Genomic DNA, 24,281 nt, shown 5'->3' on the forward strand with positions numbered 1-24,281 from the left:
TTTAATTATTATCTTATTCCCTACTGTTGATAATATTTTGCCACAGTATCGAAAAACTGACCAAGCATTTGTTCTGGTAATGCATTAATACCTGCCGCTGCAGCTCTTCCTCCACCTGTTGGAAATTGTGCACAGACATCACCAGCACCATGCTTATTATTGAGTGGAGCTCTTAAACTTACGGTATAAGAACTATCAATATTTTGTGTTAAAACTGCATGTGCTTTTTCAGGTGATTCATTGGCTAAGGCATTACCAAAAACACCACTTATTCTGCGTGCCCAAGGCTCATCGGCTAATAAAACCGCTTTAACATTAGCTTGATCGGTTAATACGTCAGCTTCTTGAGCATTGTTCATATCTGAATGATAACGCTCTTTAAGCTGGGCAAATGCAGAGCCTTGTTCTGCAATTAAACTAAATGGATCGGGATAATTTAATAATAAGTTAAATAAATCTGCAGGTGCGTAGTATAGATCATCTATATCACGGCCATATCCGTTATAATTAATATATGTTCCCAGTTCACACAACAATGCTTGTTTTTCTTCTGACAAATCATATTTTTCAGCTAATGATTGCGCTGATACTATCATATTATCGCCATATGCAGCGGCAATAGCCCAATAAGCATACTGTCCTTCTAAATACTCATTTACAAGAAGACTAGTGCAAGTATTGGGATCCGTATTAATAATGCTTTTCAGATGTTCTGAAGTAGGAATATGCCCACTTCGATGGTGATCAACATAAAAGACGGGGACTTTCGCTTGCAATAAATCTTCTAGTGGTTGGTGATTTTTCTCAAGTGATATATCTAAAACCGTAACAGAGGTCGCTTCCTTCGCAGATACTTGCTTTAGTAAACTGATATCACGTTTAACCCCTGTGATTAATTGACTCTTTTTTGGGGTATTTAATCTAAGTTGTAATAGTGCAATGATGCCATCAGCATCACCGTTGAAAACATCAAAATGCATAATTATCTCTTTTGGGCATTACGTAAATAGAGGTCACTACCGAGCTGATTAATTGGTGAGTTTTCCTCTAGCTAAAAATTTTATATTGCTATTAATCACTAATAAACTGATGTTCAATTAAGTAATTAACAATTTGCTGAGCACACGCTTCTATTGACTTCTCTGCAGTTTTAACATGTATTTGTGGTGATACAGGTACGTCATAAGTAGAGTCAATACCAGTAAAGTCTTTAATTTCACCAGCACGTGCTTTTTTATATAAACCTTTAGGGTCACGTTGTTCACACACTGCTATTGGCGTATCAATAAACACTTCAATAAACTCACCTTGTTCAAGCTTTTCTTTTGCCATCGCTCTATCAGAAGCAAAGGGCGAAATGAAAGCCGTAGAAACAATAATGCCTGCATCTAAAAATAACTTAGCCACCTCAGAAATTCGACGAATATTTTCAATTCTAGCCTCATCAGTAAAACCTAAATCACCATTAAGTCCGTGCCTAACATTGTCTCCGTCTAGTAAGTAGCTATGACAAGCGCGTTGAAATAAAAGCGCATCAACGGCATTAGCTACTGTTGATTTTCCTGAGCCGCTCAATCCGGTATACCATAGTAAACAAGGTTTTTGCGATTTAAGAGAAGCTCTTTGCTGCTTTGTTACCTGTTGGTCATGCCAAACAGTATTATCTGTTTTCATTAATATTTACTCGACTCGCACTATTAAAATGGAAAAATAATTGGGATCATAATCATAACAGTTATGCTATAAACCAAAGAAATTGGCAGCCCAAATTTTATAAAATCCGTAAGTTTATAATTACCCGCATTATAAACCATAACATTGGTTTGATATCCGTATGGGCTGATAAAACTACCACTAGCAGCAAATGCAACCGCCATAACAAAAGGAATAGGATCAACATTTAAACCAAGTGCTATGTTATAAGCTACAGGAAACGATAAAGCAGCCGCAGCACTGTTAGTTACCAACTCGGTCATAATTAACGTTAAAACAAAAATAACGATAAAAGCTAAATAGACACTTTGACCGTGTAATAATGACTCTATTCCTGAGGCTATATTGGCAGCAATCCCGGTATTTTCAATAGCGGTTGCTAATGTTAACGCCCCCAGCACTATCATCCAAATCTCTAACGGAAAGCGCCTTTTAATTTCATTAACGGTAAGCGAACCACTGAAGATTAAAAAAGCGACATAGACAAATAACGCACTTAAAAGCGAAACGGGTGTGAAAACTGAAACGCCAATAGCTACGATAAAGCCCCAAACGGTGGTATGATCTCGCCAGCCACTCAGCATATTTTCTGTTTGACGACCTGACAGAATAAAGAAGTTTTTACTTAAATTGGTTCGAGTTGAAAAATCTTGCCCTACCGCTAACACTAAAAAATCACCTGATTTTAAAACTATATCACCAAGCTTTCCTGATAATGCACACCCTTCCCTTCTAACGGCAACGACAGCCGCATCAAAGCGGGCACGAAAACCTGCTTTTTTAAGTGTTTTCCCCGCGATGGCTGAATCAGGCTTTAACAAGACCTCTGTTAAGTTATCTTGTAATAAGTCATCTTGCTGAGCAAAGAGTGTTAAACCATCAAATTGTTGTAAGGTTAACACTTTGGAAATATCACCACTAAAAATTAACTTATCTTTGGCTTGCACACTTTCTTCAGGAGTGACAGGAGAAATCAATTTGCCATGCCTGACAATTTCAACTAAAAACAGTGAATCTAAATTTCTTAACCCGTTATCCTCAATACTTTTACCTATTAGTGAAGAAGTCGATGACACTTTTGCTTCAAGTAAGTAATCATTAGTTTGTAGTTCGTCTTCTTCTATAGTCGGTAAAGAATTAGCTCTTAGTAAGATAATAAATAAACAACTTAGTAGGGCTACAAGACCAATCGTTGTAAAATCAAAAAAACTAAAACCAGGGTTACCTTGTTTCAACATTAAACTATTTACGATTAAATTAGTGGATGTCCCCACTAGAGTCAATGTACCACCTAAAATGGCAGCAAAAGATAACGGCAGTAATAACTTACCTGAATTAATGAGTTTATTTTTTTTAACTGTATTGATTAATGTTGCGACAACCGCAGTATTGCTCATTAAAGCGGAAGCAAATGCAGTTCCAAGCAATAACCTTAAAGTAGATTTTATTTTTGAACCATTAAAGACACGTGTAGATAAGCGCCTAAGGATACTGGTTCGTTCAAAAGAAAAAGAACAGATAACCAGTAAAACTAACGTTACTAACCCTGGATTAACTGCGTTGGCTAATATGTCATCAACAGAAACAAAAGATAACGCTAAACAAAGTAAAATTGTGACAGAGAACACACGCTCTGGTGCTCGTTGAAATTTAACCAAACTTGCGAAAGTGGCGATAAACACACCGATCATCAACCACTGTTCAACTGTCATTAATTATTCCTAAAAAAGCGCTATCTTTAATTACGCGTGCTAATTACTTACGCTTTCGTAATATCGCGAGCACCCCAATGAGGGAAATGCTTACGTACTAAGGTATTAAACTCAAGTTCAAAAGCTGAATACTCGTGTACTTGTTCATCTAAGGCATGATTTATCATACCTGCACCTACCGTAATATTACTTAAGCGATCAACAATAATAAAAGCGCCTGTACCTTTGTTATCTTGGTAAGCATCAAAATGCAATGTTTCGCCAACAACAAAATCAACAGTACCAATGTCATTTACCGCCAGCTGAGAGCTTGGTAGTTTCTCCATAGTATTAACATCAAACTTGTTTGTTATGGTATCAGCGTGACCTGTTGTTACTTTACTACCATGCTTAATAAAATACTCTCGACCCGGTTCAAGTTCATTTTCATGCATCCAAACAACGGTTGCATTAAACTCTTTGGCTGAGGTGGGTAAATTACCCTTTTTAACAATAATTTCACCGCGAGAAATATCAATCTCATCTTCTAAGGTAATTGTAACCGCCATACCTTTATCAGCTCGTTCTAGGTTGCCATCAAAGGTGACAATCTCTTTAACAACACTCTCTTTACCTGAAGGTAAAGCAACAATAGTATCGCCTACTAAAACGTGTCCCGACGCAATTGTGCCTGCAAAGCCTCTAAAGTCGAGGTTCGGACGATTTACATACTGTACTTGGAAACGAAATTGTGTGAATTCATCCTGTTCTTTAACATCAATAGTGTTTAGTAGCTTCATTAATGTGGCACCAGGGTACCAAGGCATATTTTCACTTTCTTCAACAACATTATCGCCATTTAACGCTGACATTGGCACAAAACGAACATCATTAAAATTTAATGAATCAGCAAACTCACGATATTCCTTTTTAATCTCTTGATAGCGCTCTTGCGAATAATCAACCAAGTCCATTTTATTAACCGCAACAACAATATGTTTAATGCCAAGTAACGAACAAATGAATGAATGTCGTCTGGTTTGTGTTTGAACGCCATACCTTGCATCAATCAAAATAATCGCTAAATCACACGTTGAAGCACCAGTAGCCATATTACGAGTATATTGCTCGTGACCTGGCGTGTCAGCAATAATAAACTTACGCTTATCCGTTGAAAAATAACGATAGGCAACGTCAATGGTAATACCCTGCTCACGCTCCGATTGCAAACCATCAACAAGTAAGGCTAAATCAACAGCTTCACCGGTAGTACCTGATTTTTTTGAATCATTTTCTATAGCGGCCAATTGATCTTCAAAAATCATTTTCGAATCATGTAATAAACGGCCAATTAAGGTACTTTTACCATCATCAACACTGCCACAGGTTAAAAACCTAACCAGTTCTTTATTTTCATGTTGCTTTAAATAAGCTTGGATATCACTTTCTATTAAGTCTGATTGATGACTCATTTCATTTCCTTAGTAAACCAAAGCAAAAGTTGCATTGGTTCATTATCAAATTAATGTCTACTGTTAATTGTTTTAAGCCATTTAATAAAGTAAGTGGCTATAAAGATCAGCTTAGAAATAACCTTCCATTTTCTTTTTCTCCATCGAACCAGCGGAGTCATGATCAATCACTCGCCCTTGTCGCTCAGAAGTTTTAGTTAACAGCATTTCTTGAATAATTTCTGGTAATGTTGCCGCATCAGACTCAACAGCTCCCGTTAACGGATAACAGCCTAATGTTCTAAAGCGAACATTTTTCATTTGGATTTCTTCATCATCAGCAATAGGCATGCGATCATCATCAACCATAATTAACGTACCATCACGCTCTACAACAGGGCGCTTTTCTGATAAATACAAAGGCACAATTGGAATACTTTCTAAATAGATATATTGCCAAATATCAAGCTCAGTCCAATTTGATAAAGGGAATACACGAATGCTTTCGCCTTTATTTACTTTACCGTTATATACATTCCATAATTCTGGGCGTTGGCTTTTTGGATCCCAGCGATGGTTAGTATCTCTAAACGAGTAGACACGCTCTTTAGCACGCGACTTTTCCTCATCACGGCGTGCACCACCAAAAGCCGCATCAAAACCATATTTGTTTAATGCCTGTTTCAACCCTTGAGTTTTCATGACATCAGTATGCTTTGCACTACCATGGGTAAATGGCCCTATACCCATAGCTAAGCCTTCTGGGTTTTTATGCACTAATAATTCAAAGCCATAATCTTTAGCCATTTGATCACGAAAGGCGATCATCTCTTTAAATTTCCAATCTGTATCAACATGTAAAAGAGGGAAAGGGATTTTACCTGGTGCAAAGGCTTTTCTTGCTAGGTGTAATAACACAGCAGAGTCTTTACCCACTGAATACAACATAACGGGGTTATCAAATTCAGCAGCAACTTCACGAAATATATGGATTGATTCAGCTTCAAGCTTTTTTAAATGGGTTAAATTCATTTGTCAGTACAAACTATTATGAAAAATTATGGCGCTAATATTGCCACACCTCTGTAGAGGTTTCCATATAATAAACAGCTTCGATATAACCAAAGCGAATAAGGATAGTGGTTTTTATAGGGGTTACTCTACAACACCTATAAAAATAACGTTCTATATGAAAAAACCAGCCACAAAGCTGGTTTTTAAGGGTAAGCAAACACAGTTAAAGAATTATTCTTTCTTTATTATCTTCAATAATTTTTGGCCCTATACCTTTCACCGCAGTAAGTTGCTCTATATGGGTATATTTACCTATCTCATTCCTATATTGAACTATTGCTTTAGCTCGATGACTTCCAACACCTTTTAATGTTTCCAATTGCGCTACAGTGGATACATTTATATTCACCTGTTGTAGGTTTTCATCTTGAGTATGATTAGAGCTCGTCTGTTGACTTGCTTTACTGTCGGTATTAGCAAGAGCTGAACCATTAAGCGCAATCATTGCGCAAGCTAATAAAGCGATCGAAAGTTTTTTTGATACATTCATATTTAATCCTTGTATTATCCATTTAATAATCCATGTATTTTGATAAGCGGTAATCATTTCATATAATCATCTACTGATAATAATTACTCACTAAATACTCTTAGTAATAACTTTTCTTTCATCATCATGATTTAAGAACATCAAAGTCATTACTATTATGTCTAGTAAAATAAATGCATGTTGTCAAAACCTGCATACAAAATAAAAAATACAAGAATAGAGCATATTGACCCTTGTTGATATTTTCAGTTATTGTCTGGGAAGTTATCAAGGCATAACTTTTAACATTTAGTTATTCCACATAACAAGCGATAACACGGTTAAAATTTCCTACGACATTGCCAAAAAGATTGATAAAAAATATCGGCACAAATACTAGCGCTTTATCGCCAGCTTATTTAGAATATTGATTACTTAAAAAGTTTTAATTTTCATCAACTACTATCTACATGGACACTAAATATTCATTAATACGTCAAACTATGCGTATTGTTCATGCATTTTATCTTCATAGTAGCCAGCTAATTTAAATATAATCAAAGCGTAAAGAGTAAAATGACCAGTCTGTTAACCCCTGTAATTGCAAAACGTCGTGGAAATACTGCCGATAAAAAAAATTGGCATAACCTCTTTGGTAGCAGTACTACCTTTGCAATATTCAATGCCGCTAAAGCAGCTGAAAAGCCAGTCGTAATTATCACACACGATACACCTTCAGCTTTGCGTTTAGAGCAAGAGTTATTAAGCTTACTATCAAGCGAAGAAAAAACGTTAACCATTTGCCTATTTCCTGACTGGGAAACATTACCCTATGATACCTTTTCTCCTCATCAAGATATCATTTCACAACGACTAGCGACCTTATATCAATTATCAAGAATGCAGCATGGTATTGTAATCGTCCCTGTAACCACATTGGCACAGAAACTTGCGCCTAAAGAATATATTGAAGCAAACAGTTTGCATGTAAAAACGGGGGATAAAAAAGACTTGCATCAATTACGTCAAGATTTAGAAGCTAATGGCTATCGCTGTGTTGAGCAAGTCATGGAACATGGTGAATTTTCAGCACGTGGCGCTATTTTAGATTTGTACCCTATGGGTAGTAATAGCCCATTTCGTTTAGACTTTTTTGATGATGAAATTGATGAAATAAGATTGTTTGATCCCGAGAATCAACGCTCTAAAGACAAAATTAACACGATTAATTTATTGCCCGCTCACGAGTTCCCTACAGACAAAGAAGGGATTAATTTATTTCGTAGTCAATACCGTGAACAATTCAAAAGCAGCATAGATAAAGAATCAATATATCATCAAGTTAGCAATGGAATTCTCCCACCAGGTATTGAGTACTATTTGCCGCTATTTTTCAATGAGACAAGTACACTTTGTGATTATTTAGCAGAAAACACGTTAACGATTATTTATGGCGACTTAGAAAAATCACTCTCACAATACTGGCTTGATATTGAATATCGTTATGAGAATCGTCGATACGATCCAACACGTCCTTTGCTACCACCAGAGCGACTATTTTTAACGACAGAATCGTTATTCAGCGCATTAAAGCCTTTTGATCGTATAACAATAAAAGAGCCTATCGCTAAGTTACCTGAGGTAAATAAAGAAAAACATATCGTTGCTGAAGAAAATGAGGAAGCACCTGAAAAAACAAGACGTAAAGCAAGTGATGTTGAGTTTGATGTAAAACCTCTACCTGATTTAACTATCGACCATCAACTAAAATCGCCGTTTGAACTTATCAATGAGTTTATTGCCAGTAAAGAAACACCTCAAAAAGTACTATTTATTGCAGAAAGCCAAGGGCGAAGAGAAAGTGTCTTAGAGCTGTTACAGCGCGATAATATAAAACCCACAATTTTTGACAGCATAGAAAGTTTTATTCATAGCAATGAAACGTTAGGTATTACTGTTAACGCATTAAGCCAAGGGTTTATTTTTCAAAGTAAAGGGAGTGCGATCAAAAATGCGATTGCTTTAGTTACCGAAGCAGAGCTACTAGGCGACCACGTTAGGCAAGAAAGACGTAGTGCAAAATCTCAAGATATACAGGCCGATGCGCTGTTTAAAAATTTAGCAGAATTAACTATTGGTCAACCCGTTGTTCATATTGAACATGGTATTGGACGTTACTTAGGTTTACAGACATTAGAAACGGGTGGCATAACCACTGAATTTTTAATGTTAAGTTATGCTAATGATGCCAAGTTATATGTACCTGTTGCTTCATTACACTTAATTGGCCGATATTCTGGCAGCGATAATGATCACGCGCCTCTTCATAAGTTAGGTAACGATACATGGAGTAAAGCAAAACAGAAAGCGGCTGAGAAAGTGCGCGATGTTGCGGCTGAATTACTCGATATTTATGCTAATCGAGCCAATCATCACGGCCATAGCTTCAAACGTAATAAAGCAGATTATCAAAGTTTTTGTGACAGTTTTGGTTTTGAAGAAACGTTCGATCAAAAACAAGCTATCAACGCAGTGATCAGTGACATGTTATCACCTAAAACTATGGATAGATTAGTTTGTGGTGATGTTGGCTTTGGTAAAACAGAGGTGGCAATGCGTGCTGCATTTGTTGCTGTGAATGACTCAAAACAAGTCGCTATTTTGGTGCCCACCACATTACTAGCGCAGCAACATTACGAAAACTTTAGAGACAGGTTTGCCAATTGGCCGGTAACTATCGAAGTATTGTCACGCTTTAAAACCACCAAGCAACAAAATGAAGTCATTGCAAAAGTTGAATCGGGTCAAATAGATATTTTAATTGGCACTCATAAGTTACTGCAAAATAGCATTAAATATAAAGACCTAGGGTTACTTATAGTAGATGAAGAGCATCGATTTGGTGTCAAACAAAAAGAAAAAATTAAGAAATTACGCAGTAACGTCGATATTTTAACCTTAACGGCTACCCCTATTCCACGTACTTTAAATATGGCAATGGGCGGCATGCGAGATTTATCCATTATCGCAACACCACCAGCAAAACGCTTAGCCGTAAAAACCTTTGTTAGACAACGTGATGATGCCCTTATACGCGAAGCAATACTTCGTGAAACCCTACGTGGTGGTCAAGTTTACTTTCTTCATAACCACGTTGATAGTATTGAAAAAACAGCAGCAGATATTCAAGCACTAGTGCCTGAAGCGCGAGTGGTAACTGCTCATGGTCAAATGAGAGAGCGTGAACTAGAACGTATTATGAGTGATTTTTATCATCAACGCTTCAATGTTATTGTTTGTACTACGATTATTGAAACAGGTATCGATGTACCTAGTGCCAATACTATCATCATGGATAGAGCTGACCATCTTGGCCTAGCGCAATTGCATCAACTTCGTGGTCGCGTTGGTCGCTCACATCATCAAGCGTATGCTTATTTACTTACTCCTCATGAAAAACGAATGACCAAAGATGCTAAAAAGCGTTTGGAGGCTATCGCTTCTCTTGAAGATTTAGGTGCTGGCTTTACCCTTGCTACACACGATTTAGAAATACGGGGCGCAGGAGAACTACTTGGCGAAGATCAAAGTGGCTCTATGTGCCAAGTAGGTTTTAGTCTTTATATGGAAATGCTAGACCAAGCTGTCGCAGCATTAAAAGAAGGCAAGCAATTATCACTCGATCAAGTAATGTCAAATCAAACAGAAGTTGATTTACGTATACCTGCACTTCTTCCTGATGATTATATTTTTGATGTAAGCCTTCGATTAAGCCTTTATAAACGTATTGCCAGTTGTAAAGACAAACAAGCTCTCGATGATATACAAGTAGAGCTGATTGATAGATTCGGTTTACTTCCGCAAGCAACTAAAAACCTTATTCATGTTGCTAAACTTCGCCTAAAAGCACAAAAACTTGGGATCTCGCGGATAGAAGCCAACGCAGCAGGCGGGTCTATAGAGTTTTCTAATAATACCGAGATTGATCCAATGAAAATTATTGGACTGATCCAACAACAACCAGCGATGTATAAAATGGGCGGACAAAGTAAATTAAAGTTTGTAAAAAACAGCGAAGATAGCCAAGAACGTTTTACTATTGTGACTAATATATTGAACCTGTTAGCAAAATAACGATACTATGTAAGCTGGATTTATGCCTGTTTTTACTTAACAAGTAAACTCACAATAATGTTTTAAAAAGAGCTATTAACTCAATGAAATTACCCTTAAATAAGCTGTCACTACTTATTAAATCAACATTATGTACAAGCTTGTTGTGTATAGCTTCGCCAAGCGTTGCTGCAAAAGAAAATGCCCCTCGATGGTTTGAAATTGAAGTCATACTCTTTAAACAATTAGGCGATAAAAGCCTTTTAAAAGAGCACTTTCCAGATGACGTAACACAAGCGACATCTAATCGTTCATTCGATTTGTTGTCTGATTATTTACAACCTGATATTAGTTCGCTAAAACAACAATTACCTTATTGCCAAACACTTTCATCACCTGAAAAGTTTTCAACAAGTGATTTTATTGCAAAAGCGAGTCATACCAGCCTTTCTTTATATGAAACACAAAGCAACTTTACAACAAAATCGTTAGTTGAAATCGCAGCAACCGCTTTTGATGATGAAAAGAGCTTTGAACAAGAAACTGAAAAGCAGGACGTGACAAAGGCAGCAAACACAGAACCAAAAGACAATAGTTCTGACACGTTAGTTAATCACAATACTAATGCTGACATTGAAACTGAAGAAGCATTAACCGGCTTATCGGCACAGCAAATACAATTAATTGCGGCAGCTGAACAACAATTTTCACCTATTCAATTCAAGAATTATAGCTATTATCCAAAACAACTTAAGCAATCAAAGCCCGCTTTATGTCAAATTCCTGAAAGCTTTTTTGAACAGGTTTTAACACCAGAACAATTCACATCATTTAACATCGATGCACTTAATGTTGAACGCTTATCCGGAAAAGTAGCCGCAAGTGGGATCAGAAATATTGATAGCCCATATCTTATTAGCAAAGACTCTTTAAGGCTTACAGATGTTACTCAGAGACTAAGATGGAGCAAAAACTTCAAACCGCTGTTGCATTTAGGTTGGCGTCAAATAGGTGTAACACGTACTAAAGCTGCACCAATGAAGCTTTTCGCTGGCAAACACTTTGCTCTTGAATACCAAGAACAATTAAAAAAATATCAAAACTATATTAATGCGTTGAATGCTGATGAGTTAAAAGCATCACAAATAAATGCGCTTAGCGAACAACTGGCTAGTGACTATCCTTTTGACAATAATACCCGTGAACTCAATGAACAATTTAATCAGCAAAGTAATCCGCTGCACGCTGAAAATACTTTATTAGAAACGTCGGTAAATCAACGTACTAATGTCTATGATTCACCAATAGAAAACGATGCCATGATTAAAGGGGTTTCAACAGAAGCAGATGAAAATGAGTTAGTTAAACAAAAGCAGATCAATGCCATCGTTGAACGAGTAAATCAACTCGATACTGATAATATTGAACTCGTTATTAGCCAACTAAATCAGCCTATTAACTTTGCTACCCCTCCTGCAATTGGCGAAAGTTCGCCAATGACACCAACGATACCATCTATGCCTACAGCTCCTAAACAAGATTGGGAATTAGCAGGTTTATTTAAAGTCCATTTAGATCATTATTTATATATAACAGCTGATTTAACTTTACTGACAGATGATTTGAATACGCAAAGTCAGCCTTCTGTAAACATTGATGACACTCATAATACAAAAGTAACAAAGCAAATTAGTTTTCAACAAAACAGACGAGTAATTAGTGGTGAAGTACATTACTTTGATCACCCTTATATCGGTATGTTAGTACAAATTAGACGATTCGACCCTAGCAAATCAGATGATGAAGCTGTTACTCAAGCCATTAGATAACATTTAATAAAATACCTCTATATCAAACTTTCGATATAGAATGAAATTAACTCCATCTCAACAAGGTTTATTTATGGAAAAAGACATTGAAATACAAGCCGCGGTTTTTCGTCGCTTACTTGCTCATTTAGATAATAGAAAAGATGTTCAGAACATCGAGTTAATGAATCTTGCAGGTTTTTGCAGAAACTGTTTTAGTAAATGGACTGTCGCCGAAGCTGAAAAACTTGGTGTTGAAGTAGACATTGATACAGCCCGAGAACAAGTTTATGGCATGCCTTATAGTGAATGGAAAGAAAAACATCAACTTCCTGCAACTGAAGAGCAATTAGCTAAATTTAATCAACTCAACAAAAAGAAATAAAAACAACTCACCCTATTATTTCTACAATAAGTTTTTTACAAAGGTAGCTCCAAAAAAATTATAGCAGTTACCTTTGCTTTATATCTGCTCTTCAACATCTTCACTCTCAGATCTACCAATAAAATAAAATAAGCCTTTAATAGTTACTTTAGTTGCTTTATATTTTATACCATATACAAATTTGGTTTTAGTTACCTCAATATAGCTAAAAGCAAGTTTTTAAATAAGTCATTTAGCTAGGCCGTATTTATTTTTGTTTAATAATTCAGCTGAGAGATATAACCCCTTTACTCTCAGTCCAAAGGGCAATGGCTATTTCTAAAACTAGCAGCATTAGTATTCACTTATTTGGAACAACCAAATTGCGTTCATACTGCTTTGCTAATGATAAAAATAGCGCATTGTTTAAAATATCAACAAAAGTCAACACGCTCTAATCTATAAAAGATCATCACCCATATTATGGTTACCCAAGGAATATACATGCGCAGTACTCGATATTTGTTATACCCCTTAACTTCCCTACTTTTTGCTTGCTCAACCTCTAATGAAATTGACAACAGCACTAAGCAAAACATGTCTAATAGTGATGTCGAATTCGTGCAAAACGCACCTTTGGGCACAATACAAAACCCTATTAAATATCAATTGGGGATACCAGTAAGAAACATTAATACTAATAAGCCTCTTTACTATACCGTTGAGGTACCTAGTGAACAGTCGTCTTTGGTCTTTAGTTTAGCTTGGGGGAAAGATTCAAAAGTATTTGGCAATCCTGATATTTATGTCAGCCACGAACAAATACCTACGGTTGATAATTATGATTGTCGCGGTACATGGAAAAAAGGCGATTCAGAACTATGTGTCTTTGATAAACCCAAAGCTGGCAATTATTACTTACTGATAAACCCTGTAATAGATAAGAGCGACAAAGAGCACGAAAAACCTGGCAAATATGAAGTTAACGATGGCTTGTTATACACATCAACAGAGATTTATTCGATTAATTATTCTTGCAAAAATGCACTAGCAGATATTCGCGCTCAAGCATTAACCGAGAAACAAAAATCTTTTGTTTGTCAACGACTCGCTATGACACAAGAGCGTTTTATTAACGATTGGACAAAGATAGATCCTTATTTTGCTCAACCCATAGAAGGTGACCTAAATCATAGAGTTGTTGCTGAACTTTATGACAGTATAAAAAGTCATAAAACATGGATGAGTTATTTGCAAGACAGCAGTAATAGCAGTGGTATATTCCATGAAGAGTCGCCTGAAGATCCAAATTCACCACAAGCAACTTTCCGTACTTTTAACGGTATCCATTGGACAGGAGGTTTAACCCATTACTGGAACCTAGAACATGAATTTGCCCACTATCTAGATGGTAGGTATCTTAAGAAAGGTACTTATTCTACAGCCGTCAATCATATGATTAGTTGGTGGTCTGAAGGTCTAGCTCAACATTTTGGTTTTTGGAATGGACCAGAAAGACAATTTACTACAGCGCACTCGGCTTTCTATCCAAAAAACATTTTAAGTTGTGACACAGCGCTTGCTCCCTATAATGAAAACACGAGTAATAAGTCTATCAAAGACTTCACTATTGTGAATGAATCTAAACAAACGGTTTTCTTAAAACGCGTGAATTATAACGGTAGTGTTTCAAAAAACAAAAAAGCGATTGAGCTACAACCTAACGAAAGCTGGAATGGATTTAACAAAGGTAGCTGGCATCAAGATGACAGATTTATCATACGTAATGAAGACAAGTCTTGTCTTGGCGCTGCATCTCTTTCAGAAAAGTCTGTCTTAGCTTTTGAAAATAACCAGTTAATTGCCAAACATAATACCGCAAGCTTGTATGAAGTTTTTCATAAAGAGGTTAATCCCTACTCGTGGGGACATCTCGCTTTTACTTTCTTATTTGAAGAAAAGTTAGACGACTTAAAACAGTTTGTGAACCTAACCAAACAAGGTAAATACACAGAATCAGATGCATTTCTTGAACATTTAGCCCAAAGATACGAAGCTGATTTCCAAGCCTGGTTATATTGGGGCACTAAAAAAGCCTTCTTAGATAGCTTTGAACTACCAGAAAGTGATTTACCTTTAAACAGCTATACAACACTTTACGGTGCTGGAGATTGGGGCTTTAAACTACATATCGAAAAAGACCTAGATGAATTAACCATTGGCTCTGCAGGAGGGGTTGGCGAATATGACTTACTAATTGGTAAAGGCAAACCTGTTCACAGTATCGGGTCACTAAATCAAGAAGCACTTGTGTGTAAAACAAATATACCTGTTGAAGAACAACCTAAACAAGCGTGTACACTAACGAACGTAACAGCTGGTGATTACTACATCACGATTGATAATGTATCAGCTATCGCTGTACTAGCTGATACTCATATTTATGCGTGCGAAGGTGAAAACTGTATAAACAGCGTAAACTTACCAAAAGATCCCGAGCCTGAAACGGTAGCGGTACTAGAGCCTCCTCGTATCATTGAATCGGCAGCAATTGATAGTTGTGTTCAAAAACAACCTTATGAGTTAACTCAGAACGATAAAAATCAACTTCATAGCTTTAAAATCACTAACCATGCTAAAGAAAACATCAACTTACAAAGGATTGATGCCACAACAGGTAATGCTTCATCAACAAGCATTCAACTTAGCCCTAATGACTCGTGGCAACCTAAAGATACTATTTATAACAGTGAGCGTGTCTTAGTGTCTAATGCACAAGGCCAATGCTTAGGTACCATCACCGCTAAAAAGTACCGTCACATTGGGTTTTATGACAGAACACCAATTTCTGACGATACCTGTAAATTAAAAGAAAGCTATACCAGCACGGGTATCACCGCTAAAAATGCCTCGTTAAGAAATGAAAGTAATCAGCACATTTATGCCTTTTGGGTGTTTCCTGAACAAGCTGCAAACCAAAAAACTAATGGCTTATTACGACGCAGTTATTACGCAAGCTTAGCTCCGGGTGAGACGTGGGATAATATAACATGGAGGCATGACGACAGAATTATGCTAGGAAATAGCGATGATCCGAAAACGGCCAAATGTTTAGCTATTTTAGAAGTAGATAGCGATAAACATAGTGCATTTACCCTTAATAAATAATCAACTCAATAGTTAAACTAAAAAACGCTGGTTTTATCATAAAGCCAGCGTTTTTATTTTCAAAATTACTTTTTAACGACCAAATAAATAAACTATTAGATAACGATTTACTCGACTTCTTTAAGATTATCGCCTTCAAGTTGCTCTGCTGATACAGGTTTCTTTTTCTTCACTATCATCATGTCACCAACGTCCTCTCCTTGCAGGAAAGTTTTCTTAGTTGTCTTTTTCTGTTTTACAACTTTCTTGTTCGCTGTTTTAGTCACTGCCTTTTTATTAGGTTTAGCTTTACTCTTCTTAGGCTTAAGCCCTTTAAATTTAGCCACTAGCCCCTTTATTTGGTCAAAAGAAATAGTTTGTTGCAAAAAGGCTTCAACATTTTTAAAGCTTAACCAATCTTTTGGCCCGACAAAAGAAATAGCATCTCCCTTGCTCCCTGCTCTACCTGTTCTACCAATACGATGCACAAACTCTTCTGTATGTTTGGGCATATCAAAGTTAATAACATGAGAAACATTCACCAAATCTAAGCCACGAGAAGCTAAATCAGTCGTCACAAGAATTTTATGCTGACCTTTACTAAAGCTTTCCATTATTTGATTTCGTTGACTTTGATTCAGCTCACCACTCAACGCTACAGCATTTAAACCTTTTTCTATAAGCACAGTGGCCAATCTATCAGTGTCTTGTCTTGTCGCTGCAAATATAATGACTTGCTGATAAGATTCATTTTCAAGAACATGACCTAATAAAGCTTCTTTATGATCTAAATGATCTGCAAAGTAAAATCGTTTGGTAATATCTTTATGCTCGGTATAACCCGAATCAATCGCAATGCGTTTTGGTTTTTTCAATAAATGAGCTGCAAATTCATTTACTTGGGCATGATCTAATGTTGCCGAAAACAACAATGTTTGGCGTTTTCTGTGATCTGCCGCTTGATTAATTTTTCTCAACTGTTCAGCAAAGCCTAAATCAAGCATTCGATCGGCTTCATCTAAAATAAGTAACTCTAAACCATTTAAGTAAAAGTGACCTTGAGAAAGGTGATCAGCTAAGCGCCCTGGTGTCGCCACTATAAAGTGTGGATCTTTTTCTAAAACTTTAACTTGATCATTAAAATTTTCGCCACCTAAAATAAGTACTGACTTAAACTGACTACCAGACGTGAATAATCGTAATTGACTAAATACTTGTTTAGCAAGTTCACGTGTAGGAGTTAAGATAACTACGCGAGGATCTCGTTTAGATAACGCTCTATTTCGGTTTAACCTTTGCATAGCAGGAATGAGAAATGCCAAAGTTTTACCTGAACCCGTTTTAGATGAAGCAATAAGATCATGACCTGCTATTGCAGCAGGAATAGCTTGTTGTTGAATTTCTGTTGGCTCAGTAAACCCCAAATGCTCAACGGCATTCATTAAACGCCTTTCTAAGGCGAAATCACTAAATTGCAAACGAAACTCCAATATATCTATATAAAGTCGATATTATAGCGAATCTAAGCTAGATAAGGCTAAATATTTTGCAAAAGAATATAACCCTAATAAATATGTTCAACTTGAGTGTTTATTATTCAAGTACATCAAGACTAGCCCATTGTTCATAATTACCTGTCGATTTTTGATACTCCATCACAACTCGCCATTTTCCATTAACTTTCATTGATAAAGCTTCTAAATTAACATAGTGCACTGTTTTATCTCCATGCTCATCAACAAGCTCGTGATAATACATCCCCGTTTCATGAGCTGTAGAATGATCATAGATTCTTTTAGAGAAACGAAATTCAACTTTAACTTTATGTTGGCCAGATTTAACTTTATCAAAACCTGATTTCCATCGTTTAAACGCCTTATCAATATGGTAACTGGTTTCTTTTTCGCCCAAAACAAGCGTCGCATCTTGATGAAAAGCAGTACGATAACCAACAAAATCACCAGCAGCTATCGTTTTTGACATCTCTTGCCACATAGTATTTAATTCTGCTTTTATTAGCTTCTCAGCAAATGCACTTTTAGTAAGTAAAAATAAGGCCAATAAAGTTGTTGTTCTAGTCAAAACGTGTAATTGACGTACTTTAGAAATTTGCATGTATTCTAAATCCTATTAATGTTAAAACGCAAAAAAAGAATACAATATACACTGCTTGTTACACATAAAAAAGCCACTGTATTTTTACAGTGGCTTCTACGCAGAATTAACTCAGCTCAAGTTAGCTGCTAGCAATGCGCTCTTCTACAAGAGCTAAAGCAAGATCTATTCGCGCTAAAACTTTATCTTTATCGAGTAAAGCTAAAGTCACATCAAGGGAAGGTGAATTTCCACCGCCTGTGGCTGCTACTCTTAGTGGCATACCAACTTTCCCCATGCCAACATCTAACTCTTCAGCAGTGGCGTTTATTGCTTCATGAATAGCATCGGCTTGCCAGTTTTCCAGCGCTGATAGTTTTTGTTTCACTAATTGTAATGGCTCTTTTGCGACACCACGTAAGTGCTTTTTAGCCGCTTTTGCATCAAATTCACTAAAGTCTTGATAAAAATAGCTAGAAATTTCTGCCATTTCTTTTAATGTTTTAACACGATCCGCTTGAACTTTAACAATTTCAGCGAGTGCTGGACCATTTTCAGTTTGTATTCCTTGATCATTCATGTGCCATGCTAAATGCTCAGCGACATAAGCTGGATCCATTGTTTTCATATAATGCTGATTAACCCAAATAAGTTTTTCAGTATTAAAGCCTGAAGGTGCACGGTTACAGTCTTTTAAATCAAACAGCTCAATCATTTCATCACGAGAAAAAATTTCTTGGTCGCCATGTGACCAACCTAAACGGACTAAATAATTTAATAGTGCTTCAGGTAAGTAACCGTCATCACGATATTGCATAACACTAACCGCACCATGGCGTTTAGATAAACGTTTGCCGTCATCACCTAAAATCATTGGAATATGAGCATATTCAGGAACGTCTGCACCAAGCGCTTTTAAAATATTAATTTGTTTAGGGGTATTAGAGATATGATCATCACCGCGGACAACATGAGAAACTTTCATATCCCAGTCATCAACAACAACAGTTAAGTTATATGTTGGAGAGCCGTCAGAACGCGCGATAATTAAATCATCTAACTGTTCGTTACTAATAGTAATGTCACCTTTGACCATGTCCTTGATAATAACATCACCCTCAAGCGGGTTTTTAAAACGAATAACATAAGGTTCATTTTCAGGGTGATCCGTACGATCACGCCACAAACCATTATACTTTTCGATTTCACCTTTTTCTTTTGCCGCTTCACGCATCGCTTCAACTTCTTCTGCGCTACAGTAACAGCGGTAAGCATTGCCTGATTCAAGTAATTGGTCGATAACTTCTTTGTATCTATCGAAACGCTTAGTTTGAAAATATGGACCGTGAGTCCAAGCTAAGTTCAACCAATTCATGCCGTCCATGATGGCATCAACAGATGCCTGAGTTGAACGTTCTAAATCAGTATCTTCAATACGAAGAATAAAGTCTCCACCATTTTTCTGTGCATATAACCAGCTATATAAAGCGGTACGAGCACCACCAACATGGAGGTAACCAGTAGGGCTAGGAGCGAAACGAGTTGTTAAAGTCATAAGAGTCTCAAATATAAAGACTAAATGAAGGTAAATTCATTTAGTAAAGTATTGGCTTAAAATTTTGCGCATTTTATCACTGTGATCAGCTTAATTCACCTACTAGATGAAATTAACTCCTAACTGCCCCATTATTATTTATTCAAATAATTCGATTACATTAAAATGATGAATGCAAAACCACCGTATTGCCCAAAAATAAAACAAACGTTAAAAACATTGAAAAAAAATACCTTATTTACTTGTTTTTCGGTTGACAGCTTTACTGATCTGCCTATAATACGCCCCCACAGAGACGGACGATTAGCTCAGTTGGGAGAGCACCGCCCTTACAAGGCGGGGGTCACTGGTTCAAGCCCAGTATCGTCCACCATCTTTTTCCATAAAGATGTAAAACTCTAATGGACGATTAGCTCAGTTGGGAGAGCACCGCCCTTACAAGGCGGGGGTCACTGGTTCAAGCCCAGTATCGTCCACCATCTTTTTCCATAAAGATGTAAAACTCTAATGGACGATTAGCTCAGTTGGGAGAGCACCGCCCTTACAAGGCGGGGGTCACTGGTTCAAGCCCAGTATCGTCCACCACTTCTATGTCATATAGAAGCAAAACTAAAATGGACGATTAGCTCAGTTGGGAGAGCACCGCCCTTACAAGGCGGGGGTCACTGGTTCAAGCCCAGTATCGTCCACCACTTCTATGTCATATAGAAGCAAAACTAAAATGGACGATTAGCTCAGTTGGGAGAGCACCGCCCTTACAAGGCGGGGGTCACTGGTTCAAGCCCAGTATCGTCCACCACTTCTATGCCATATAGAAGCAAAACTAAAATGGACGATTAGCTCAGTTGGGAGAGCACCGCCCTTACAAGGCGGGGGTCACTGGTTCAAGCCCAGTATCGTCCACCATCTTTATTTCATCTATAGCAACTATTATCTTAATTTCATTCTAGTTTTATCTCAATAAAGCACACTATAGTGAAAGCACCTTCTGTTCTTTACAACCCGCACCGTATCACTAATTCAAGCCCAGTATCGTCCACCATCTTTATTTCATCTATAGCAACTATTATCTTAATTTCATTCTAGTTTTATCTCAATAAAGCACACTATAGTGAAAGCACCTTCTGTTCTTTACAACCCGCACCGTATCACTAATTCAAGCCCAGTATCGTCCACCATCTTTATTTCATCTATAGCAACTATTATCTTAATTTCATTCTAGTTTTATCTCAATAAAGCACACTATAGTGAAAGCACCTTCTGTTCTTTACAACCCGCACCGTATCACTAATTCAAGCCCAGTATCGTCCACCATCTTAATGCATTTCATGTAACATTCTAGCTAAAACACACCTTCTCCTCTTTACAACCGCACCGTATCAATGATTCAAGCCTGCATTTATAGTAATGTCTGCCTCCTTTATTTTTACACCTACTCCCCAATTTCATCTGAAATTCAAAGTGAAAACCACCTTCTGTTCTTTATAACAGGGCAAGATCATACTTTTACTTGCCCTACCTAACCGATTTATGATCAAATCTAGTCCTTTAGGCTAGGCTATGTCATTTATCAAACATTTCGATAACCTTGAGGACACTCGTTCTCACATTAATAAAAAGCACGAACTACTCGATATCATCTTCCTAACCGTCGTCGCAATACTATCAGGTGCAGAAGGCTGGAAAGACATCAAACAGTTTGGTGACAGTAAATTAGAATGGCTGAGAAAGTTCAGAGATTTTGAAGCTGGTATTCCTGTCGATGACACCATAGCTCGTATTATTAGTGCTATAGAGCCAACTGCATTGCTAAGCTGCTTTATGAGTTGGGTTAACGAAATACGAGAGAGCAATGGTCAATCAATTATTGCCTTTGATGGTAAAACGCTTCGTCACTCATTCGACGGTGATAGAAAAACTGCCCTGCACAGTGTTTCAGCTTATGCTGTTGAGCAAGGGTTAGTCCTTGCGCAATGTAAATCACTGAGTAAGAAAAATGAAGTATCCACCGTAATGGAGCTCATCGAACTACTAGAGCTCAAAGGTAATGTCATTACAGCCGACGCAATGCATTGTTTAAAGAAAGTAACAAAAGCTATCGATAAGAAAGATGGGGACTATGCGCTACAAGTAAAGAATAATCAGGGGAAACTATCGAATGAAATTAAAGCGTACTTCCACAAAATTCGCCGCGATGAGCCTCAGTTAATTGACTCTAATACCTTAGAGCTCACTAATGATGGTCATGGTCGCATTGAACATAGGCAATACGTTCAACTTCCGGTCACTGATTGGCTAAGCCAAAGAGAAGGTTGGAGTAAGTTAAACTCTGTCATTGAAGTGACTAGAAAACGGTATATCAATGAAGCCGAAAGCTCTGAGACGGCTTATTATATTAGTTCATTAGAGATTGACCTGCCACGAATAGCCAAAGTCATTCGAAGTCATTGGGCAATAGAGAATTCATCACACTGGGTATTAGATGTCACATTTAAAGAAGATGAGTCGCGTATTCGTCGGGGTGATGCCCCTGAGAATATGGCTACCTTCAGACGTTTTGCTATGAACCTTGCCCGCTTGAGTTCGATTAAGGACAGTATAAAAGGTAAATTAAAACGGGCAGCTTGGTCTGATGACGTTCGAGAGTAACTTATTTTTGGTTAAAATTCATTCAAGTATGATTCTGCCCTGTTCTTTATAAGAATTTTTGAGCTTAAAATATTCTGCTCAACGCTATTAACTGTTAATATTCCACTTCACAAATCAATAAGAATACTATTTATGTCAGAACAAGAATTAATAATAGAATTAGACCAACAGCCCATTGAATTATATAAATTACTTAAAATTGCTGATTTAGTCTCTGGTGGCGGTGAAGCTAAGGTAGTGATCAGTGAAGGCTATGTCTTTTTAAATGGCGAAGTCGAGTACCAAAAAAGAAAGAAAGTATATCATCAAGATATTATCGAGTTTAATGGTAACGTTTTACATATTGAAGTAAATGAAAACCTGTCTTTAGCTCAAGAGGAGTCTGACGAACAAACTGATGTTGAAGTCGCTTCTAAAGACGAGCACAATATTTCACCATCAAAAAAACAAAAACAAAATGAAGCAACACGAATTGAAAAGAACACTAGTGCTTCGGAACTCAAAAGCACCAGTGGTGGTAGAAAGAGACGACCAATTTCATTTTAAACCATTACTTTTTCTAAGAGATTTTTTTCTCCCAAAACATCGCTTTGCCCATTTTTTCATCAAGTTCATAACCAGCAAAACCAAGTTTTTTATAAGCATTTTGAGCAACAACGTTACCTTCAAGTACTTCTAAGGTTAATTTACAGCACCCTTTGGCTTTTGCTAATTCTTCAACTTTTGAAAATAGAAGGCCGCTTATACCTAACCCTCTAAATTCAGGTAGCACACCACAATCATGAATATTAATCAGCGGTTTACATTTGAACGTTGAAAAACCTTCAACACAATTAATTATACCTGCGGGTTTATTATCGACATAACATAATATAGAGAACACATCAGAGCGCTTAGCTAGAGTAGTCACTAAATTTTTTTTCACATATTCTGCTAGCTCTTCTCCTCCGCCCATTGGATCTAAGGCATAAGCATTTAATAACATAACTAAATCTGTAGCATGTTGTTCATTTTGATAATCAGCTTGGATTAATTCAATTGCCATAGAGGCTCCTTCAAAACAAAATATTAGGTGAACTTTTCAATTTACAATTAAGCACACTATACTCTAAAAATGAGTGATAAAAAGCAAACCTGTCAATATAAAGACCCTGAAAATACGGATCATTCATCATTTTACTGTACGGAAGCAGCCACCAGTTCAGGTTATTGTTTTTGGCATGATAAAACTATCGATAAATCAACACCTGACATTAAAGGTAAACTAGAGCTGCACGCAAAAAATGGCGGTATGCTGCGTGGTATTCAGTTAAGTCAATCGCAACTAGAGGGTATCGATCTTGTAAACCATGGTAAAAAAGAGGGTTATGATTTCTCTTATGCTGACTTTTACCATGCAAACTTAAAAAATGGTCACTTATTTAATATTAACTTAACCAATGCCAGTCTAATGAAGGCCGATTTGCGAGACTCTAATTTGAACTGTGCAAATCTAGAAAAAACCAATATGTTGGGCGTAAAGTGGTCTGGCAGTAAATTTGAAAATGTTAAAATAGGTACGAAACTTAAGCAAGAATTTGATGCAAAAACCGCTCAAATCAACAAAGATATACCGTCATCAATTGATTATTTAGAACAAGCAGAAGAAATTTATCGTGACCTAAGAAAGCACGCAGAGCGTGAAGGTATCTTTAGCTTATCAGGCTTTTTCATTCAAAAAGAATTAACAATGAGGCGATTGCAGTTACCTCGTTATAGTATGGCTAGGTTTCTATCTAAAATAGTCGATATTTTTTGTGGATATGGAGAAGCACCATTAAGAATCATTGGCTTATCTATCATCATAATTATCCTTTGCGCCATTATGTATTCGTTTACTGGACTAAATTACCAAGATACCATCCAAACCATTAGCAGTGAGCAAAGTTTACAACAAAATATACATTTCTTTTTGTCTTCTCTTTATTACTCCGTAGTGACCTTTACCACACTAGGCTATGGCGATTTTACTCCGGTAGGTTTATCGCGTGCTATTGCAGCAATTGAAGCTTTTACGGGTAGTTTCACTATAGCCTTATTTGTCGTCGTTTTTGTCAAAAAAATGACCAGGTAAGTTTTTAAAAGGTTTATCATTTAACTCTTTTATATGAACA

17 protein-coding genes and 6 tRNA genes are annotated in these 24,281 nt (G+C 36.9%); 13 read left to right on the forward strand and 10 right to left on the reverse strand.

The features are described from left to right. Positions 1 to 20: 20 nt before the first annotated feature. The 6 genes from D1094_RS14325 to D1094_RS14350 form a co-directional block, all read right to left on the reverse strand. Positions 21 to 980, reverse strand: a complete 960-nt coding sequence (locus D1094_RS14325; RefSeq protein ID WP_118960801.1) for a DHH family phosphoesterase — start codon at positions 978 to 980, stop codon at positions 21 to 23. 91 nt (positions 981 to 1,071) lie between these two features. Then, positions 1,072 to 1,674, reverse strand: a complete 603-nt coding sequence (cysC, locus tag D1094_RS14330; protein WP_118960802.1) for an adenylyl-sulfate kinase — start codon at positions 1,672 to 1,674, stop codon at positions 1,072 to 1,074. A gap of 23 nt (positions 1,675 to 1,697) precedes the next feature. Further along, positions 1,698 to 3,425 (reverse strand): SLC13 family permease, encoded by a 1,728-nt coding sequence (locus D1094_RS14335; protein ID WP_118960803.1) that lies wholly within the window; start codon positions 3,423 to 3,425, stop codon positions 1,698 to 1,700. A gap of 47 nt (positions 3,426 to 3,472) precedes the next feature. Then, positions 3,473 to 4,876 (reverse strand): sulfate adenylyltransferase subunit CysN, encoded by a 1,404-nt coding sequence (gene cysN / locus D1094_RS14340; protein ID WP_118960804.1) that lies wholly within the window; start codon positions 4,874 to 4,876, stop codon positions 3,473 to 3,475. A 111-nt stretch (positions 4,877 to 4,987) separates the two neighbouring features. Beyond that, positions 4,988 to 5,887, reverse strand: a complete 900-nt coding sequence (cysD, locus tag D1094_RS14345; RefSeq protein ID WP_118960805.1) for a sulfate adenylyltransferase subunit CysD — start codon at positions 5,885 to 5,887, stop codon at positions 4,988 to 4,990. Between the two features lie 205 nt (positions 5,888 to 6,092). Then, on the reverse strand, positions 6,093 to 6,419 hold the full coding sequence (locus D1094_RS14350) for a ComEA family DNA-binding protein (RefSeq protein ID WP_182440199.1): 327 nt from the start codon (positions 6,417 to 6,419) through the stop codon (positions 6,093 to 6,095). 555 nt (positions 6,420 to 6,974) lie between these two features. Here D1094_RS14350 and mfd point away from each other — a divergent pair. From mfd to D1094_RS14370, 4 genes are all read left to right on the forward strand, one after another. After that, complete coding sequence (gene mfd, locus D1094_RS14355; protein ID WP_118960807.1) at positions 6,975 to 10,532, forward strand: transcription-repair coupling factor; 3,558 nt, start codon at positions 6,975 to 6,977, stop codon at positions 10,530 to 10,532. Positions 10,533 to 10,615: 83 nt separating this feature from the next. Next, positions 10,616 to 12,340: a CsiV family protein gene (locus D1094_RS14360; protein ID WP_118960808.1), complete on the forward strand. Its 1,725-nt coding sequence runs from the start codon at positions 10,616 to 10,618 to the stop codon at positions 12,338 to 12,340. Between the two features lie 73 nt (positions 12,341 to 12,413). Continuing rightward, positions 12,414 to 12,704: a DUF1244 domain-containing protein gene (locus tag D1094_RS14365; protein WP_118960809.1), complete on the forward strand. Its 291-nt coding sequence runs from the start codon at positions 12,414 to 12,416 to the stop codon at positions 12,702 to 12,704. A gap of 483 nt (positions 12,705 to 13,187) precedes the next feature. Beyond that, positions 13,188 to 15,851: a collagenase gene (locus D1094_RS14370; protein WP_182440200.1), complete on the forward strand. Its 2,664-nt coding sequence runs from the start codon at positions 13,188 to 13,190 to the stop codon at positions 15,849 to 15,851. Positions 15,852 to 15,958: 107 nt separating this feature from the next. Here the strand turns inward: D1094_RS14370 and D1094_RS14375 are convergent, their stop codons facing one another. The 3 genes from D1094_RS14375 to gltX all read right to left on the reverse strand — a co-directional run bounded on the left by D1094_RS14375 (position 15,959) and on the right by gltX (position 19,479). Next, positions 15,959 to 17,308, reverse strand: a complete 1,350-nt coding sequence (locus tag D1094_RS14375) for a DEAD/DEAH box helicase (protein WP_118960811.1) — start codon at positions 17,306 to 17,308, stop codon at positions 15,959 to 15,961. A 115-nt stretch (positions 17,309 to 17,423) separates the two neighbouring features. Then, entirely contained in the window at positions 17,424 to 17,945 is a 522-nt protein-coding gene (locus D1094_RS14380) for a hypothetical protein (protein WP_118960812.1), read from the reverse strand. Between the two features lie 121 nt (positions 17,946 to 18,066). Next, complete coding sequence (gene gltX / locus D1094_RS14385) at positions 18,067 to 19,479, reverse strand: glutamate--tRNA ligase (RefSeq protein WP_118960813.1); 1,413 nt, start codon at positions 19,477 to 19,479, stop codon at positions 18,067 to 18,069. 297 nt (positions 19,480 to 19,776) lie between these two features. On the opposite strand from gltX, the gene D1094_RS14390 reads away from it, so the two are divergent. From D1094_RS14390 to D1094_RS14425, 8 genes are all read left to right on the forward strand, one after another. After that, positions 19,777 to 19,852 (forward strand) — tRNA-Val (locus D1094_RS14390). A gap of 30 nt (positions 19,853 to 19,882) precedes the next feature. Continuing rightward, positions 19,883 to 19,958, forward strand: a tRNA-Val gene (locus D1094_RS14395). A 30-nt stretch (positions 19,959 to 19,988) separates the two neighbouring features. Next, a tRNA-Val gene (locus tag D1094_RS14400) sits at positions 19,989 to 20,064 on the forward strand. A 31-nt stretch (positions 20,065 to 20,095) separates the two neighbouring features. Beyond that, a tRNA-Val gene (locus tag D1094_RS14405) sits at positions 20,096 to 20,171 on the forward strand. A 31-nt stretch (positions 20,172 to 20,202) separates the two neighbouring features. Continuing rightward, positions 20,203 to 20,278: transfer RNA gene (locus tag D1094_RS14410), tRNA-Val, on the forward strand. Positions 20,279 to 20,309: 31 nt separating this feature from the next. Next, a tRNA-Val gene (locus D1094_RS14415) sits at positions 20,310 to 20,385 on the forward strand. Positions 20,386 to 21,039: 654 nt separating this feature from the next. Further along, on the forward strand, positions 21,040 to 22,128 hold the full coding sequence (locus tag D1094_RS14420; protein ID WP_118960814.1) for an ISAs1 family transposase: 1,089 nt from the start codon (positions 21,040 to 21,042) through the stop codon (positions 22,126 to 22,128). A gap of 132 nt (positions 22,129 to 22,260) precedes the next feature. Continuing rightward, positions 22,261 to 22,674, forward strand: a complete 414-nt coding sequence (locus D1094_RS14425; RefSeq protein WP_118960815.1) for an RNA-binding S4 domain-containing protein — start codon at positions 22,261 to 22,263, stop codon at positions 22,672 to 22,674. 13 nt (positions 22,675 to 22,687) lie between these two features. Here D1094_RS14425 and D1094_RS14430 read toward each other — a convergent pair whose 3' ends face one another. Then, on the reverse strand, positions 22,688 to 23,173 hold the full coding sequence (locus tag D1094_RS14430; RefSeq protein WP_118960816.1) for a GNAT family N-acetyltransferase: 486 nt from the start codon (positions 23,171 to 23,173) through the stop codon (positions 22,688 to 22,690). A gap of 69 nt (positions 23,174 to 23,242) precedes the next feature. Here D1094_RS14430 and D1094_RS14435 point away from each other — a divergent pair, with 69 nt between their 5' ends. Further along, positions 23,243 to 24,241 (forward strand): ion channel, encoded by a 999-nt coding sequence (locus tag D1094_RS14435; RefSeq protein WP_118960817.1) that lies wholly within the window; start codon positions 23,243 to 23,245, stop codon positions 24,239 to 24,241. Positions 24,242 to 24,281: the final 40 nt, after the last annotated feature.

Source organism: Colwellia sp. RSH04 (assembly GCF_003545765.1).
In the GTDB taxonomy this organism is placed as follows: domain Bacteria; phylum Pseudomonadota; class Gammaproteobacteria; order Enterobacterales; family Alteromonadaceae; genus Colwellia.